The sequence below is a fragment of the Paenibacillus sp. FSL R5-0636 genome (genome assembly GCF_037974255.1).
Taxonomy (GTDB): Bacteria; Bacillota; Bacilli; order Paenibacillales; family Paenibacillaceae; genus Paenibacillus_AQ; species Paenibacillus_AQ odorifer.
This window is the reverse complement of record NZ_CP150232.1, coordinates 24,387-41,999: the sequence shown is the minus strand read 5'-3', so window position 1 is coordinate 41,999 and position 17,613 is coordinate 24,387. Positions and strand designations below refer to the sequence as shown.

At 45.9% G+C, this 17,613-nt stretch carries 15 protein-coding genes and 3 rRNA genes; 2 read left to right on the top strand and 16 right to left on the bottom strand.

Annotated features, from left to right (window positions below):
* Positions 1 to 161: 161 nt before the first annotated feature.
* Entirely contained in the window at positions 162 to 932 is a 771-nt protein-coding gene (locus MKX34_RS00185; protein ID WP_036678823.1) for a TatD family hydrolase, read from the bottom strand.
* A gap of 51 nt (positions 933 to 983) precedes the next feature.
* A complete protein-coding gene (locus MKX34_RS00180; protein WP_038568006.1) occupies positions 984 to 2,267 on the bottom strand; it encodes an HD domain-containing protein in 1,284 nt (427 codons plus the stop codon).
* Between the two features lie 295 nt (positions 2,268 to 2,562).
* Here MKX34_RS00180 and MKX34_RS00175 point away from each other — a divergent pair, with 295 nt between their 5' ends.
* A complete protein-coding gene (locus MKX34_RS00175; RefSeq protein WP_036678829.1) occupies positions 2,563 to 2,817 on the top strand; it encodes an AbrB/MazE/SpoVT family DNA-binding domain-containing protein in 255 nt (84 codons plus the stop codon).
* A 419-nt stretch (positions 2,818 to 3,236) separates the two neighbouring features.
* On the opposite strand, the gene rsmI is transcribed toward MKX34_RS00175, so the two are convergent.
* The 10 genes from rsmI to MKX34_RS00125 all read right to left on the bottom strand — a co-directional run bounded on the left by rsmI (position 3,237) and on the right by MKX34_RS00125 (position 10,885).
* Positions 3,237 to 4,148, bottom strand: a complete 912-nt coding sequence (rsmI, locus tag MKX34_RS00170) for a 16S rRNA (cytidine(1402)-2'-O)-methyltransferase (protein ID WP_076147596.1) — start codon at positions 4,146 to 4,148, stop codon at positions 3,237 to 3,239.
* Positions 4,145 to 4,918: a tRNA1(Val) (adenine(37)-N6)-methyltransferase gene (locus MKX34_RS00165; protein ID WP_076296962.1), complete on the bottom strand. Its 774-nt coding sequence runs from the start codon at positions 4,916 to 4,918 to the stop codon at positions 4,145 to 4,147. Before MKX34_RS00165 ends, rsmI begins: the two co-directional genes overlap by 4 nt.
* Before the next feature lie 109 nt (positions 4,919 to 5,027).
* The gene (gene yabA / locus MKX34_RS00160; RefSeq protein WP_036678835.1) at positions 5,028 to 5,393 is read right to left on the bottom strand and encodes a DNA replication initiation control protein YabA; all 366 of its coding nucleotides are present in this window, start codon (positions 5,391 to 5,393) and stop codon (positions 5,028 to 5,030) included.
* A 30-nt stretch (positions 5,394 to 5,423) separates the two neighbouring features.
* Positions 5,424 to 6,224: a stage 0 sporulation family protein gene (locus MKX34_RS00155; protein ID WP_036678838.1), complete on the bottom strand. Its 801-nt coding sequence runs from the start codon at positions 6,222 to 6,224 to the stop codon at positions 5,424 to 5,426.
* Positions 6,225 to 6,363: 139 nt separating this feature from the next.
* Positions 6,364 to 7,338, bottom strand: a complete 975-nt coding sequence (gene holB / locus MKX34_RS00150; protein ID WP_076296963.1) for a DNA polymerase III subunit delta' — start codon at positions 7,336 to 7,338, stop codon at positions 6,364 to 6,366.
* A 17-nt stretch (positions 7,339 to 7,355) separates the two neighbouring features.
* A complete protein-coding gene (locus MKX34_RS00145; protein ID WP_036678842.1) occupies positions 7,356 to 7,799 on the bottom strand; it encodes a YaaR family protein in 444 nt (147 codons plus the stop codon).
* A gap of 51 nt (positions 7,800 to 7,850) precedes the next feature.
* The gene (locus MKX34_RS00140; RefSeq protein WP_036678844.1) at positions 7,851 to 8,180 is read right to left on the bottom strand and encodes a cyclic-di-AMP receptor; all 330 of its coding nucleotides are present in this window, start codon (positions 8,178 to 8,180) and stop codon (positions 7,851 to 7,853) included.
* A gap of 126 nt (positions 8,181 to 8,306) precedes the next feature.
* Positions 8,307 to 8,948, bottom strand: coding sequence for a dTMP kinase (tmk, locus tag MKX34_RS00135; RefSeq protein ID WP_076099910.1), 642 nt, complete (start codon positions 8,946 to 8,948; stop codon positions 8,307 to 8,309).
* On the bottom strand, positions 8,949 to 10,487 hold the full coding sequence (locus MKX34_RS00130; protein ID WP_076273193.1) for an aminotransferase class I/II-fold pyridoxal phosphate-dependent enzyme: 1,539 nt from the start codon (positions 10,485 to 10,487) through the stop codon (positions 8,949 to 8,951).
* 212 nt (positions 10,488 to 10,699) lie between these two features.
* On the bottom strand, positions 10,700 to 10,885 hold the full coding sequence (locus tag MKX34_RS00125; protein ID WP_036678851.1) for a sigma factor G inhibitor Gin: 186 nt from the start codon (positions 10,883 to 10,885) through the stop codon (positions 10,700 to 10,702).
* 209 nt (positions 10,886 to 11,094) lie between these two features.
* On the opposite strand from MKX34_RS00125, the gene MKX34_RS00120 reads away from it, so the two are divergent.
* Positions 11,095 to 11,619 carry a hypothetical protein gene (locus MKX34_RS00120; protein ID WP_036678854.1) on the top strand — a complete coding sequence of 175 codons (525 nt, stop codon included), beginning with the start codon at positions 11,095 to 11,097 and terminating at the stop codon, positions 11,617 to 11,619.
* A gap of 60 nt (positions 11,620 to 11,679) precedes the next feature.
* Here the strand turns inward: MKX34_RS00120 and MKX34_RS00115 are convergent, their stop codons facing one another.
* From MKX34_RS00115 to MKX34_RS00100, 4 genes are all read right to left on the bottom strand, one after another.
* A complete protein-coding gene (locus MKX34_RS00115; RefSeq protein WP_036678856.1) occupies positions 11,680 to 12,093 on the bottom strand; it encodes a hypothetical protein in 414 nt (137 codons plus the stop codon).
* Between the two features lie 258 nt (positions 12,094 to 12,351).
* Positions 12,352 to 12,468 (bottom strand): 5S ribosomal RNA (gene rrf, locus MKX34_RS00110).
* 129 nt (positions 12,469 to 12,597) lie between these two features.
* Positions 12,598 to 15,524: ribosomal RNA gene (locus tag MKX34_RS00105) — 23S ribosomal RNA — on the bottom strand.
* 232 nt (positions 15,525 to 15,756) lie between these two features.
* Positions 15,757 to 17,314, bottom strand: a 16S ribosomal RNA gene (locus MKX34_RS00100).
* Together the 16S, 23S and 5S rRNA genes form the textbook arrangement of a ribosomal RNA operon.
* Positions 17,315 to 17,613 lie beyond the last annotated feature (299 nt).

Sequence of the window (17,613 nt, the reverse complement as noted above, 5' to 3'; positions counted from 1 at the left end):
ACTGAAAAGATGATATCCTGTTTTGATGCATGTTGTAAAGGACGATTCAACCACGTTTACGCAAATATATGGTTAAAATATTGTAATAATCAGCCGTTTTTATATTAAAAAAGTTTAATATATCGGCTATTCTCTATTTTTCACCCGTTTTACTCCTGTTTTCAGACAATCCCAAATCGTTCCAGTGCGTTCGCATACGTAATTTTAGCCAATTCTTCCCATGTTAACCCTTTAATTTCAGCCGCAGCCTCTGCTACTAACTTCACATGAGCACTCTCATTTCGCTTGCCACGGAAGGGGTGTGGAGTCAAATATGGAGCGTCTGTTTCGATCAATAATCGGTCCAATGGCGTCTGTGCAAGCACCTCTTTAGGCACTCTGGCATTTTTGAACGTTATCGGTCCTCCAAATGACAAATGAAATCCAAGGTCTAGACACATTTTTGCTGTTTCCCAGCTGCCTGAGAACGAATGCATCACGCCACCAATTTCATTTGCTTTTTCCTCCCGTAAAATCCGTACAACATCTTCATGAGCATCACGGTCATGTATGCAGATTGGCATTTTTAGTTCACGGGCTAGTCCGATTTGTTTGCGGAAGACCTCCTGCTGCACATCCTTGGGAGAGGTATCCCAATAATAATCCAATCCAATCTCTCCGATGGCCACCACTTTTTCATGGCTGCAAAGAGAGGCGATCCAATCGAGGTCCCCCTCTTTCATATCAATCGCATCCTGTGGATGCCAGCCCACCGCTGCATAAATATAATCATAAGATTCAGCCAGCTTCATCGTTGAAGGGATCGTTTCCCGATTAAATCCAATATTGATCATCTTGCTAACTCCGGCCTCTACTGCACGAGCAATAACTTCCTCGCGATCCTCGTCGAATTGAGGCGCATCTAGATGTGTATGTGTGTCGAACAGATACATTTTAAAGCTCACTCCTTGTTGTTTTTATCAATAGTTCCATAAATATTTGTATTATTTTGCAAAAATCTCTGCTACAGAAGAGGGCAAGCGTGTAAGGGCTTTTTTCAGCTTATCCTGTGGGAAATATAGATGATATCTGCCACGATGAATTCCGCTTATTGAGCGCACAATATCCGATACCTCTGAAATTTCCCGCAATTGCTCATTCCGATCAAGCAGTAAAATTTGATTATTGTCGAAGGCTGCTCCTGGACGGAACACATCATAAGGCAAATCTGTCGGATAATCAATCTCTAGGTCATATTCTGGGTTAAGTCCCACTCCCGCAAAACTGCTGCGGATTTCCGTAATCATATCTGTATCCAAATTCTCGATCTCTACATATTTATACAGTTTACGATGAATAAAACGGGTACACAAGTCGCTTAATAACTCATCTTCTTCAAGTGTCCATTGCATAAAAGCAGTCTGTACCAGTGCCTCATCAAGCATTAAATATTGCTTCACTGTTACTTCTCCTCGAAAGAGATCTTCCAGCGGAGCGATCATAAAGCGAAATTTGTACCCCTCTTGGAACAATTCTTTAGCTCTACGGAAGATTTGACGCAAAATAATTTCAGAGCTGCGCGTCACCGGATGAAAATATACCTGCCAGTACATTTGATAACGTGACATTAAATAATCTTCAATGGCATGCATACCTGATTCTTTTACTACAATCCGCCCATTATAAGGACGAAGCATTCTCAAAATCCGATCAATGTCGATGGTTCCATAGTTTACACCTGTATAGTACGCATCACGCAGCAAATAATCCATACGATCAGCATCCAGCGGACTGGAAACCAAATTGACAACAATTTCATGCTCATAAGTCTTAGAGATAACTGAAGCTACTTTACGAGGAAAATCTTCCTCCACATCACGCAATATTTCGGTAATCTCCGTGTCCTCCAAAATAATCCGGCAGGTCCAATCCTCATGGTTCATTTCAAAAGCTTCTTCTATAGAATGGGAAAATGGGCCATGCCCTAAATCATGCAGCAAAGCCGCACACAAAGTAAGCAAACTTTCTTCCGGAATCCAATCCTTATACCCGCTGCGCTCAAATTGCGAAATGATTCTTCGTGTAATTTCATATACTCCTAAAGAATGAGAAAATCGACTATGCTCTGCACCATGAAAAGTGAGATATGAGGTACCTAACTGGCGAATCCGGCGTAAACGCTGAAATTCTTTTGTATTAATTAGTCGCCAAATAATCGTGTCCTGTACATGAATATAATTATGAACGGGATCCTTGAAAACCTTTTCTTCCGTGAGCGGCTGCTTCATGAGATCAACTCCTTCTAATAATTTAATATGATTTTAACTAATATCAGTATATAATAAGTAATTATGTCGTACTTTGTCGAAAAGTATCATTTTTGGTCTTGGTAAATCGACAAAATGCTTTCAGGGTAATTCTTAATTTTTATAGGGACATTCAAAGTTCTTATGGAAATTTTCTTATTCAGCCTATGAAAAAAGGTTGACTGATTTGGGAATCGTTGGTATTATAAGTATCATAAAACAGTGAACAATGTCGAATAATGACGTTTTTGGAACATTGAGAGGAGTAACGATTGTTATGATGAAATCAACAGGAATTGTAAGAAAAGTAGACGAACTTGGACGGGTTGTTATTCCTATTGAATTACGCCGTACACTTGGCATTGGCGAAAAGGACGCACTGGAAATTTACGTTGATGGCGAACGGATTATGCTTAAAAAGTATGAGCCTGCCTGCATTTTCTGTGGCAACGCTGAGAACGTAACTTACTTTAAAGGAAAAATAGTTTGTCATGAATGCATTTCTTCCATCCCTACCCCTGTGACAAACTAAATTAAATAGTATATAATAGAACTAATCAAATTGTTAATTCTAACCTTTTCATATCTCCTTGACCTCCCGTGACCGCGGGAGGTATTTTTTATGTCTGGGTTTGCCCTCCCGGTTATCCCCTCCCTAAGGGCAATGTGCTTCAAGACGGAACCAGTAATACTTAGTTGTATTTCTTACAGTAATTTTAAATGATTTTTACCATTAAACGAATTAATTGTATTTTGTACACTTATATTCCCTATATCTCCGTGAAATCAATCATTTCCACCTTTATAACTGTATGAAGTACAACTAAACGAACAAATACATAAAAAAATTCAAAAATAACTGTACAAAGTACATTTAACCCACAGATAAATCATTCAAGCTCGGGCCGTTTCCAAGAATCCTTAGTTATTCTAAGAGTTCGTCTACAACACTTACTCTTCTGCTCTATCAAGCAACGCATTATAAATATCCCGTTTGGCTACACCCCGGTCTGATGCCGCTTTTTTCATAGCCTCTTTACGTGGCACATCCTGTGCTTCGTAATGAGCTACATGTTCTTCAATGCTTAACTGACGCCACCACGCCGATTCTGCGATTTCAGCATCTTCCTTGCTCTCCCCTTCTACGACAATAACATATTCGCCTAGCGGAGGATGTTCAGTAAGCCAAAGTGTACATTCCTCAATTGAACCGCGTAGAAACTCCTCATATCTTTTCGTTAATTCACGTGCCAACACAATCTGGCGATTGCCGAATGCTTCTTGAAGATGAGCAAGTGTCTTAACTACGCGATGGGGAGATTCGTAGAACAACAAAGTTCCTTGAGCCGAACGAAGTGGACTTAATACTGCTCGGATGTCCTTACGCTCTCGGGGAAGAAAGCCGATAAAAGTGAACGTATTCGTAGATAGACCAGAAGCGATCAAAGCTGACAACGCTGCGTTAGCTCCAGGGATAGGAATCACCGGAATTCCATGACTTATAGCAAGGGCTACAAGATCCGCTCCAGGGTCAGAAATCGCTGGTAAACCGGCATCGCTGACGAGTGCCAAATTTTTTCCTTCTATTATATAGCGTACAAGCTCAGGTCCACTGGCGGCCTTATTATGCTCATGATAACTAAACAACATCGAAGGTGAAATCTCAAAGTGGCTGAGTAATTTCCGGGTCTGTCTCGTATCTTCCGCGGCAATAATATCACATTCCTGTAAAGTGCGGACTGCACGATAGGTCATATCCTCCAGATTACCGATAGGTGTAGCCACCAGAAAAAGCGACCCTGTTGTCTCCTGAGTACTGGTATTGGTCTTGTTTTGAAAACTGCTTTGGCATGATATCGTCATGATTTACCCTCTTTAGCACCATAGTAGATGTCCATAATCTCTGGACAGTATTGATTGTCCTCATTATATACGATGAGCGGTGGTTGTAAACGAACCTCAGGCTTTCCATCACGTGCAGCTTCGATTAATACCATATTAGCCTCTAGATGAGCACGTGGATGTACAAACCGAATAATCTTTGGCTCGAGTCTATATTGTCTCATAAGACTGATAATATCAACCAACCGTTGTGGTTTATGAACCATACTTACCTTTCCGCCCGTCCGAACCAATCGCACACAAGCCTGAATAACCTCCTCCAGAGTACAGCCTATCTCATGACGAGCCATAGCCTGATGGTTGTTCAGCTTCAGATCACTGCCATTAAGCGGCATATAAGGAGGGTTCACCGTTATTGCATCATACACACCATGTCCTGCGGTAGTATATAACTCGCGTAAATCACCTTCATGAATTACAACCTGATCCTGAAGGCCATTGAGAGCCACACTACGACGAGCCATATCAGCTAAACGAGGTTGTATTTCAATACCTTCTATAGAGGCTTTTGTCCGGGTAGTCATTAAAATCGGTATTACACCATTTCCCGTACAAAGATCTAGAACTCTTCCACGTGGCGGAACACTGGCGAAACGAGCAAGCAATACAGCATCCATAGAAAAGCTAAATACTTCATCACTTTGAATAATGTGCAGGTCATGCGTTAGTAAATCATCCACCCGCTCCGTCGGTAACAAGGGGACAGATATATCATTAAAAGAATTCGTCATGTAATAATCTCCTAAAGGTTTTGTTGAAAAAAACTTGCTTCAAATGCATATGCCTATTGGCCAAAATTCAAAAAAAACCGTAGGATTAATCTCCTACGGCTGGATATCCTCATTTATTAAGAAAAGAAAGACAGAACAGACAGTCACCTTCCGTGCGTAAATGTCCAAAATAAACATTACAGATGTGAAAGCCTTCGTGGTAAAGTCGAGCCAAGTTGTCATAACCTTCCCCGACAACCTCTTCTGTTCCCTCTCCGGTAGCTAAAAGAGCTTCCGCCTCCGCAGAATCTACGGTAGGATCCAAAGGTGCATCCCGCTTTAAAATTTTGCGAAGCTGTTCATTCTCCAGAGTTAACCTCTGGTTAGCTTCCATCAGTTCTTTTACCGTCTGTTTCCATTCTCCAAGATTGGCGCGCATCGTTTCCATCTGCGCTTCCATATCCTGCATGTGTGCAAATATATTTTTCTTCTCCAAGTTTCCACCCCGAAAGTAACCTTATATGGTTTACTTGACGACAACATCATCCATTGGAAGTTCCTTAACTTTGCCCACTTCAAACAACTGTACATGAACCGTACGGTTTCCGGCATTGATTCCTACTACTTTGCCATCCCCCAATGAGGTCACGACAATCTTGCCGACCGCTGGCATTTCTTCCTTTACACTCTCATAATTGTCATGCTCAAATTTCAAACAACACATCAGACGTCCACAAAGTCCGGAAATCTTGGTCGGATTAAGTGAAAGGTTCTGATCCTTGGCCATTTTTATGGATACGGGTTCAAAATCCCCTAACCAAGAGGAGCAACAAAGCACTCGTCCACAAGGTCCAAGTCCACCTAGCATCTTTGCTTCATCACGTACCCCAATTTGCCGAAGCTCAATGCGGGTCCGAAAAATACTTGCCAGATCCTTAACCAATTCTCTAAAATCAACGCGTCCTTCGGCCGTAAAGTAAAATATAATCTTATTACGGTCAAAAGTAAACTCTACATCTACGAGCTTCATTTTGAGACCGTGGTCGCGTATTTTATTTAAACAGGTGGTAAAAGCCTCCTTAGCGGCGCTTTTGTTCTCCTCAACTACGCGTGCGTCGGTTTCTCCGGCAATACGCATCACTTTTTTGAGGGGTAGTACAACATCGGACTCCTCCACCTCTTTTTTGCCTACGACAACCTTACCGTATTCCACCCCACGTGCTGTCTCAACAATAACACATTGATCTCGTTCAATCGGAAAATCAAGTGGATCAAAATAATATATTTTACCCGCTTTTTTAAAACGGACACCTACTACGCTGTACAAAAATTAACCCCCTTGTTTGCCGGTAAAAGGAACCTATGGGCATGTCCGCTCCCTGATGATCCATGCTTGTCCTTCCTCGTCTGTTAAAACGATACTTCCAGGTAAAGCGACATCCGGAGGATATATCATTGCTAATCCTTTAACTTTCCAGTCGGATTAAGAACTGCTCCAGACACAACTGGGCATTGGCATTGGAACGCAGCTTCTTAGTACTTTCTGCTGCATATCCCATATAAGCCACCCATTGTTCCGCACTGCGCCCACGGGCATGCCTGGAAATAAAGTCTAACTGATCTATAAAAACGATACTTTCATGCTTGCGGTACAGGAAGTAGAGCATATCTTTAAACCATAGATGGAACATGCTGAAAAGGATATCCAAATGTTCAGCGAGCCCAGTCTTGAACAGCTTCTGCCCGGCAGTTGCTACCGTGGAGCTGCCCTTGCTTAAGGACTCCTTAGCTAATTGTAACACTAGATTTCTCATTTCTGCAAACCAATTCTGTTCCAAAAGTTCCCTGCAACCATCAAGTCCCGAACTGAGTGATACTGCACATCGAGCTAAGGGGATCGGCACACCCTCACTTGCTAGCGCTTGAAGCATAATATCCGGATTTAACGGACTAAATGGAATCCGCTGAGTCCGTGACTGAATCGTCGGCAATAAAGAACGACTATTATCAGATATTAGGATTCCTACTGCCGGAGCTGGCGGTTCTTCCAGAAACTTCAACAAACTATTGGCAGCTTGTACCGTCATTTTGTCTGCCCCATCTATAATATAAACCTTTGGATTCACACCCTCAGATCGATAGGAAAAGACACGCTGCAGCTCACGGATCTGATCTATTTTTATGCTTGCACCGTCGGGCTGCAGCAATGACAAATCAGGATGGTTTCCATGCTCAACCTTTCGGCACTCTAGACATTCGCCACAGGCGTCATCCTTGCTTTCAATGCAAAAAATTGCTTGGGCAAACATCAGCGCCGTCTTCATTTGTCCACTGCCTGCTGGTCCTGTAAATAAATAAGCATGGCTCACAGCGTCCTTGCGCAAGGCATTTTGGAGTAGCCGTTTAGCATGCTCCTGGCCTACTATATCATGAAAAGGCATAATTTCCTCCCAAAACTTTAAAAAGAAAGGTTGATTAACAACCCGCGAATTTCTCCAACACGTCCCAACAGATCTATTCGGCCCTGCTCACTATTCAGCAGATCGTCTGCCATAGATAGCAAAGCCGCATCAATTTCCTCAAGCAGCTTGTAACGCTTGCCCCGCCCACGTCTATCCCATCCACGTGTCTCTTTCAGTATAACGCCTCTACGAGCGGTTTCTTCCAGAAACCTTTTGATCATCATCCGGTAAATGGTGAGTTCACGAATGGTCATAGACTTAGATAAACGGTCGCCTTGTGACTGTATTTCTTTGATCTGGCGGTTTAGTTCATCTTTGGTTTTCTGTTCACCTTGCTGCTGAAAAACGTCAGAGAACGATTTCTGCTGAACAGGCTTATTAGCCCCTTCTGCATTTGGAAGCTCACTCTTTAAGGGCCTATATCCCGGATTGATCTTCAAAGGTTATCTACCGCCCCTTTTTTGTAAATGACTTGCTCATTTATATTATACTTAATAATGTTCGAAACGATCTACAGGAAGCACGAATACAGTAGCGCCACCGACCTGTACTTCAACAGGGAGCGGTAAATAGGAATCCGTCGTGCCACTCATCGGAGTTACTGGAGTGACTAGTTGTTCACGCACTTTACAGCTGTTACGGATAACGTTTAGTACAGCTTCGATCTGACTGTCTTCTACCCCAATCATAAATGTCGTATTTCCCGCCCGCAGAAATCCACCTGTACTTGCGAGTTTGGTAGCACGGAAATTGGCTTTTACTAGCTCACTGGATAACCGGTTACTGTCTTTATCCTGGATAATTGCAATGATCAACTTCATCTTCGCATTCCCTCCCAAAAAAGTTTTATGGAGTATTACTACTTAATGTGTTCTTAGTAGTAACCTCACTTCATAAGCAAACGCTTAGTTATATGCCACTTCTCTTATTATATTAGACAAAACACCCTAAAAACCCTTTAATACTCTCTCTTCAAGAGTTCTCACGATATCTTGTTCTACCAGATGAATAGGGCGGTTTGCATCAAGAACTACTATTCTCTCCGGATTCGCCTTAATTAATAAATGATATCCTTCACGAACCTTCTGATGAAAGGCAAGACTCTCCATATCCAGACGATTGACTTCGCGATCTTGATTGGCCGCAATCCGTGATAATCCAATCTCAGGTTCTACATCCAGATAAAAGGTTAGATCGGGCATGCGATTTCCAATAGCAAAGCGGTTAATACTCCACACCTCTTCCATACCTAATCCTCTTGCATGTCCTTGATAAACGAGACTACTGTCTACAAAGCGGTCACAGAGGACTGTAAGCCCTTCTCTAAGAGCCGGCTCTACTACTTCAGCGAGATGTTGGCTTCTTGATGCAGCGTACAGCAATGCCTCTGTACGTGCATCCATTGCAGTATGGGCAGGATCCAGAATAATAGAGCGAATTTTTTCGGCGATTTCTATGCCTCCAGGTTCACGTGTAATTCGATAGGGCATGGACCGATTCTGCAAATATGCTGCTACTCTGCCCAGTACCGTTGTTTTTCCGGAGCCTTCGCCCCCTTCTAATGTTATGAAGAAACCTTCTTTGCCCACTTATACTTCTCCGCCCTTCTGAATGTTGTATACCTTAATACGCTGCAAGACCGGATCAGCACAAGCCTGGAACTTCGCGCCTCCATAAGCTAAACCAGTCAGTCTTTGCTGTATCTGATCTGTGATGACCTCACCCGGATATAATAATGGAATGCCTGGTGGATAGGGAATTACCATTTCTGCAGCTACTCTCCCCACGCTGTGTTCAAGATTAATACTTTCTACCTCATTGACTGATACCGGCTTCAAAGAGAAGGGAACAGGTGCTGAGATTTGTAAAACATTCAAATTGTTCCACGTGGAAATATTTCGAGATTCTGAAATGGCAGCGGTGTGCGGTGATTCGGATGTATCCTCCGACTCTATTTCCCGCAGCGCCTGCAATAACCTTGCTGCATCTTCAGCCTTCGAACCGAGGCTGAACAGCAGCACTACGTGCCGGTCGTCACTCATCTCCGGCACACAGCCCTTAGCTTCGAGCCTGCGCTGCAGCTCGAAACCGCCTAGGACCCCGGTGGCGTCATAAATGACGACTTTGAAGGGGTCCTGCATCTCGTACGCCGCCTTATGCAGCGGCGTACCGTCGTGCAGCTGCTCTGCCGGCTGCACCAATCCATAGCGCGGCAGCTCGGCAAGGCCGCGCCGCAGGACATCCACGGCGGCCAGCCCCGCCGTGAAAGCATCGCTGCCCCGGCTGTGCAGCAGCCGCCGGGCAAGATCAAGCGACGCCATCATAGGATATGATGGGCTGGAGCTCTGCACCATGGCGAGCCGCTGCGAGAGCAGGGCGCGGTCGAGCCGCTGCCCTTGAACATGCAGCATAGCGCCCATGGTCATTGCAGTGAGCATCTTGTGCGTGGACTGCACTACGCCATCCGCGCCACAAGCAAGCGCCCCGACAGGCAGTGCCGGATGCTGCCCGTAATGCGCCCCATGCGCTTCATCGACAAGCAGCGGTACTCCGCTGTCGTGGCAGATACGCGCGAGGGGCGCGAGGTCACTGCCCATGCCGTAGTAATTGGGCATGGTGACAAATACAGCGGCGGCTTCAGGATAGGCTGCAAGTGCAGCCTCAACAGCTTCTGCCGCCGGCGCTACTGCCAAGCCGCTGAGTGGATCAATCAGCGGCTCGACGAAAACAGCCCGCACTCCAGCTAACATAAGACCATGAATCACTGATTTATGCACATTTCGTTGAAGGATCAGAATCATTCCAGGCTCGGGGCAAGCCGTTAGAATCAGCGCCAAGTTGCCCGCCGTACTTCCGCCAACTAGAAAAAAGCTCTCCTCTGCTCCAAAGCAATCAGCAGCCAACTCCTGTGCTTCCTTAATGACTCCCTCAGGATGATGAAGATCATCCGTGCCGGTAATCTCCGTAACATCGTACTTCATAACCTCATCTAGATACCCAGCGCCTTCTACGCCGTCATATGCCGCTCCATTTTTATGTCCCGGCACATGATAAGATATATTACCCACAATTCTATATTGCTCCAGCATTTCGTATACAGGCGCCCTACATCGTTGTAATTTATTCATATTAAATTCCTTCCCATAGGGTTCCTTCTATTTTAACGTAAATATTCAAAAACTCCTATGTTTCCTCATAAAAGCATCTGACTGAACAGCAAAACGGCTCCCCCCGCTTAAACAACGAGGAAGCCGTATATGAATATCTCTAATGCAGCCCTTATATCTTTCATCCAGACCGCTCTCTTATCCGCATCAATTAACAGAGTTACTCTACTTACTTAAGCGTTCTTTTGCAATCCGATCTTCTTCATCTGGCCAATAAAAAAACGGTACTTAGCATCTTCTGCCTCGGTACGGATCATTTCTGCCTCACAATCCTCACAAATAAAATGCGAGACAATCACAATACCTTCTTCTTTTTCCTGTCCACAAATGATACAAGCTTGCCCGGTTTGCTGTTCCATAACCATCCCACCTTGACTCTTTTAAGAACAGTATGATACACCTTCTATCATTTTAAACCTTTTCATAGTTTTTTCATATCCTTCGTTTCGTGTATTATATATATTCCGCTGCCCCCATATCGGTGAATATTCGCCCATAGTTTAATAAAATGCTTTCATTCGCCGATATTAAGAACATATGAATCTGTGAGGAGGTTAGTCTATTTTATATGGAATCCAACACCAAAGGCGCTGCTACATTCTATCAATATAAATTAATCAAAAAAATTAATCTAACGGCACCTCTGCTGCGTGTTTATATTTTGCTCCCTTTTTTGGTCCTTGTGCTCGAGACAGTCTTTCTTTCTTGGTGGAGTATTCTCTACTTAATTATAGCTGCTCCGGTTATGTTCTGGGTTCAATATGTTATTTCACGCTCAGTACTTCTAATCTCCGGGCATCCTATTTCAAAAAGATGGTCCATCTCATTTAAAATCCCGTGGCTTGGCTTCATGCCAGATCAACACATTAGTTACCGCATTTTCCGTAAAGTACAGTTACATAATTTTTATATTGGTCTTTGTATTGCAGCTCTCTTTATTTTTTGGTCACCACCGGCATTTACAGTATCCCTGATTATTTGCCACTTGTGGCTTTTACTACCCCGTCTCTATACACTGTTCAAAATAAATCAACGCAACAAGGAAGGCATGCTGAAGTTTAATCCAACCGATGCCTCCTATTACTCTCAATAGAGTACGGTTAACCTGTATTCGCATATAAATAAATCGCCATCCATAAAGGACGGCGATTATTTATTTTGTCTTAAGACCTTTAATTAAGGCCTTCTTTTCTTTAGGAATCATAACTATAAAATAATCATCATGTACTGTTAAATGAACCGTTACTCCATCCTTCTGAAAAACACCAGATGAATCGGTATTCTCCTCTTCCTGTTCAACCCATCCCCAGGCCTTAATAGTATCCATATACTCCTCTGGGATACCATTCTTCTCCTTTAATCCAGGTAAAGAATAACGTACATAATCCATAGCAACGTTTGTCGTAGTCTGGTCTGGTGAGTACGCCTCTTGGGGTACAGGGAAATTCTTCTCGTTTAGCGCACCCTCAAAAGCATCCCAGCTGGGCGCTTTCGTACCGCAGCCTGCCAGTATTAAAGCTACTATACACGAAAAAATTAATATCTTAATAATTCTTGTTTGTTTCATGCCTTAAATCCTCCTTACCTCCACAATGCATCTAAAGACACAAGAAAATTCAAAGTTAGAATTTATGAGTAGTTCCTTCGTATTAGAGATGTTGCTTATTATTTGCACTTATCTATTATACTTGTATCGACCTCAGCGTCGGTAACAAAAATGTCACTCAATTACAGCCCCTTCAGATGTTGTACTCCCCTTCAAATATCACTCTTGTCCAAAAAAAACAAAAAAGCCACTGCTGATAAATCAACAATGGCTTAATGTGCTTGGCAACGTCCTACTCTCCCAGGACCCTTCGGTCCAAGTACCATCGGCGCTGGAGGGCTTAACGGTCGTGTTCGGGATGGGTACGCGTGGAACCCCTCCGCTATCGCCACCAAACATGCGTCTGTGAAACAGACGCTGCCGCGTGAAATTCGGTTCATCACCAGAAGTGACAATAAATTTCTAAGCGTGTTACAGGCTTAATCGCCTGAAAACTGAATCCGAAACGAATTTGCATTCTAAGTATAGGATAAGCCCTCGACCGATTAGTATTGGTCAGCTCCATGCATTGCTGCACTTCCACCTCCAACCTATCTACCTCGTCGTCTTCAAGGGGTCTTACTAATTGGGAAATCTCATCTTGAGGGGGGCTTCACGCTTAGATGCTTTCAGCGCTTATCCCGTCCGTACGTAGCTACCCAGCCATGCTCCTGGCGGAACAACTGGTGCACCAGCGGTACGTCCATCCCGGTCCTCTCGTACTAAGGACAGCTCCTCTCAAATTTCCTGCGCCCACGACAGATAGGGACCGAACTGTCTCACGACGTTCTGAACCCAGCTCGCGTACCGCTTTAATGGGCGAACAGCCCAACCCTTGGGACCTACTTCAGCCCCAGGATGCGATGAGCCGACATCGAGGTGCCAAACCTCCCCGTCGATGTGGACTCTTGGGGGAGATAAGCCTGTTATCCCCAGGGTAGCTTTTATCCGTTGAGCGATGGCCCTTCCATGCGGTACCACCGGATCACTAAGTCCGACTTTCGTCCCTGCTCGACTTGTAGGTCTCGCAGTCAAGCTCCCTTATGCCTTTGCACTCTGCGAATGATTTCCAACCATTCTGAGGGAACCTTGGAACGCCTCCGTTACTCTTTAGGAGGCGACCGCCCCAGTCAAACTGCCCGCCTGACACGGTCCCCGTACCCGATTAGGGTACTAGGTTAGAACCTAGATACGATCAGGGTGGTATCCCAACGGCGCCTCCACCGAAGCTTGCGCTCCGATTTCTACGGCTCCCACCTATCCTGTACAGATCGTACCCAAATTCAATATCAAGCTGCAGTAAAGCTCCATGGGGTCTTTCCGTCTTGTCGCGGGTAACCTGCATCTTCACAGGTATTAAAATTTCACCGGATCTCTCGTTGAGACAGCGCCCAAGTCGTTACGCCATTCGTGCGGGTCAGAATTTACCTGACAAGGAATTTCGCTACCTTAGGACCGTTATAGTTACGGCCGCCGTTTACTGGGGCTTCGGTTCATAGCTTCGGGTTACCCCTAACCACTCCCCTTAACCTTCCAGCACCGGGCAGGCGTCAGCCCGTATACTTCGCCTTGCGGCTTCGCACAGACCTGTGTTTTTGCTAAACAGTCGCTTGGGCCTTTTCACTGCGGCCCCCTCGTGCTATTCACACTACCGGGGCACCCCTTCTCCCGAAGTTACGGGGTCATTTTGCCGAGTTCCTTAACGAGAGTTCTTCCGCGCGCCTTAGAATTCTCTTCTCGCCTACCTGTGTCGGTTTGCGGTACGGGCACCTTCTCCTGGCTAGAGGCTTTTCTTGGCAGTGTGAGATCATGACCTTCGCTACTATAATTTTCGCTCCCCATCACAGCCTAGCCTTAACGATGTGCGGATTTGCCTACACATCAGCCTCACTGCTTAGACGGACATCCATCAGTCCGCGTCACTACCCTCCTGCGTCACCCCATCGCTCATAGCGGATTACGGTGGTACAGTAATTTCAAACTGTTGTCCTTCGACTACGCCTTTCGGCCTCGCCTTAGGTCCCGACTTACCCTGAGCGGACGAGCCTTCCTCAGGAAACCTTGGGCTTTCGGCGGATCAGATTCTCACTGATCTTTTCGTTACTCATACCGGCATTCTCACTTGTGTAGTGTCCAGCGCTCTTTTCAGTACACCTTCAACCCCTACACAACGCTCCCCTACCCCAGATACATACGTATCTAGCCATAGCTTCGGTGGTGTGTTTAGCCCCGTTACATTTTCGGCGCAGAGTCACTCGACCAGTGAGCTATTACGCACTCTTTCAATGGTGGCTGCTTCTAAGCCAACATCCTGGTTGTCTGTGCAACTCCACATCCTTTCCCACTTAACACACACTTGGGGACCTTAGCTGATGGTCTGGGCTGTTTCCCTTTTGACAATGGATCTTAGCACTCACTGTCTGACTCCCGGCAATAAGTATATGGCATTCGGAGTTTGACTGAGCTTGGTAATCCTTGCGGACCCCGCACCCAATCAGTGCTCTACCTCCACTACTCTTATACCGAGGCTAGCCCTAAAGCTATTTCGGGGAGAACCAGCTATCTCCGAGTTCGATTGGAATTTCTCCGCTACCCCCACCTCATCCCCGCACTTTTCAACGTACGTGGGTTCGGGCCTCCAGTGCGTGTTACCGCACCTTCACCCTGGACAGGGGTAGATCACACGGTTTCGGGTCTACGTCCACATACTCATTCGCCCTATTCAGACTCGCTTTCGCTGCGGCTCCACCTTCTCGGCTTAACCTTGCATGTTAAACGTAACTCGCCGGTTCATTCTACAAAAGGCACGCCATCACCCATAGATCGGGCTCTGACTTTTTGTAAGCACACGGTTTCAGGTTCTATTTCACTCCCCTTCCGGGGTGCTTTTCACCTTTCCCTCACGGTACTGTTTCACTATCGGTCGCCAGGTAGTATTTAGCCTTAGCAGATGGTCCTGCTGGATTCATACGGGGTTTCACGTGCCCCGCACTACTCGGGATCCGTCTCGGAGAGAATACAGTTTAGGTTACAGGGCTTTTACCTCTATCGCGGGCCTTTCCAGACCTCTTCACCTACCATATTCCTTTGTAACTCCATGTGAGACGTCCCACAACCCCAAGAGGCAAGCCCCTTGGTTTAGGCTGTTCCGCGTTCGCTCGCCGCTACTGACGGAATCACTATTGTTTTCTCTTCCTCAGGGTACTTAGATGTTTCAGTTCCCCTGGTCTGCCTCTACATTTCCTATGTATTCAGAAATGAGTAACTGCGAATTACCACAGCTGGGTTTCCCCATTCGGACACCCCCGGATCAAAGCTTGCTTACAGCTCCCCGAGGCAGTTTCGTTGTTCGCCACGTCCTTCGTCGGCTCCTGGCGCCTAGGCATCCTCCGTGTGCTCTTATTAGCTTAACCTTGATTCTTCCGAAGAAAAATCTCACTAATAACATTTACTTGTTTGCACAAGTTGCTAAAAGATGTTCTAAAACGCAAATTCGTTTCGGTATCCAGTTTTCAAGGATCAAGTCTTACTTGAGAGCTTAAACTCTCAAAACTGAGCAACGAGTGAGTAACAGGCCTAAACCTGAGTTTTGGAAGCTAAGCTTCCGATTTGAATGTTCTCATTGCAGAGAACGATTCTCCATAGAAAGGAGGTGATCCAGCCGCACCTTCCGATACGGCTACCTTGTTACGACTTCACCCCAATCATCTACCCCACCTTCGGCGGCTGGCTCCCTTGCGGGTTACCCCACCGACTTCGGGTGTTGTAAACTCTCGTGGTGTGACGGGCGGTGTGTACAAGACCCGGGAACGTATTCACCGCGGCATGCTGATCCGCGATTACTAGCAATTCCGACTTCATGCAGGCGAGTTGCAGCCTGCAATCCGAACTGAGACCGGCTTTGATGGGATTGGCTCCACCTCGCGGCTTCGCTTCCCGTTGTACCGGCCATTGTAGTACGTGTGTAGCCCAGGTCATAAGGGGCATGATGATTTGACGTCATCCCCACCTTCCTCCGGTTTGTCACCGGCAGTCACTCTAGAGTGCCCAGCATTACCTGCTGGCAACTAAAGTTAAGGGTTGCGCTCGTTGCGGGACTTAACCCAACATCTCACGACACGAGCTGACGACAACCATGCACCACCTGTCTCCTCTGTCCCGAAGGCCGCTGCTATCTCTAGCAGATTCAGAGGGATGTCAAGACCTGGTAAGGTTCTTCGCGTTGCTTCGAATTAAACCACATACTCCACTGCTTGTGCGGGTCCCCGTCAATTCCTTTGAGTTTCAGTCTTGCGACCGTACTCCCCAGGCGGAGTGCTTACTGTGTTAACTTCGGCACCAAGGGTATCGAAACCCCTAACACCTAGCACTCATCGTTTACGGCGTGGACTACCAGGGTATCTAATCCTGTTTGCTCCCCACGCTTTCGCGCCTCAGCGTCAGTTACAGCCCAGAAAGTCGCCTTCGCCACTGGTGTTCCTCCACATATCTACGCATTTCACCGCTACACGTGGAATTCCACTTTCCTCTTCTGTACTCAAGCCACCCAGTTTCCAGTGCGACCTCAGGTTGAGCCCAAGGTTTAAACACCAGACTTAAATAGCCGCCTGCGCGCGCTTTACGCCCAATAATTCCGGACAACGCTTGCCCCCTACGTATTACCGCGGCTGCTGGCACGTAGTTAGCCGGGGCTTTCTTCTCAGGTACCGTCACTCCGGTAGCAGTTACTCTACCGGACGTTCTTCCCTGGCAACAGAGCTTTACGATCCGAAAACCTTCATCACTCACGCGGCGTTGCTCCGTCAGGCTTTCGCCCATTGCGGAAGATTCCCTACTGCTGCCTCCCGTAGGAGTCTGGGCCGTGTCTCAGTCCCAGTGTGGCCGTTCACCCTCTCAGGTCGGCTACGCATCGTCGCCTTGGTGGGCCGTTACCCCACCAACTAGCTAATGCGCCGCAGGCCCATCCCTCAGTGACAGATTGCTCCGTCTTTCATTCTTCTCTCAGGAGAAAAAAGAAATTATCCGGTATTAGCTACCGTTTCCGGTAGTTATCCCAGTCTGAAGGGCAGGTTGCCTACGTGTTACTCACCCGTCCGCCGCTAAGTCATTTTGAAAGCAAGCTTTCAAAATGACTCCGCTCGACTTGCATGTATTAGGCACGCCGCCAGCGTTCGTCCTGAGCCAGGATCAAACTCTCCAATTAGTATTGAAAAGAGCGATATGCTCATTTTGAAACATCTGACGAGAAAATTAATTCTCTAATTTTGGATATCACTTGCGTGATTTCCTACTCACTCGTTGTTCAGTTTTCAAAGATCAAGTTCTCGTTGGCGCCGTTTAATGTCTCAGCAGCAACTCTTATACTATATCATGTTCGGCTATTTAATGTCAAGCTCTTTTTTTAACTTCATTTTCGAGCTCGGCATGTGTATTTCTTGGCCGGACTTAGAATATATCATGTATAGAGATTCATTGCAAGAGTTTTTTTATATAAAATCAAAA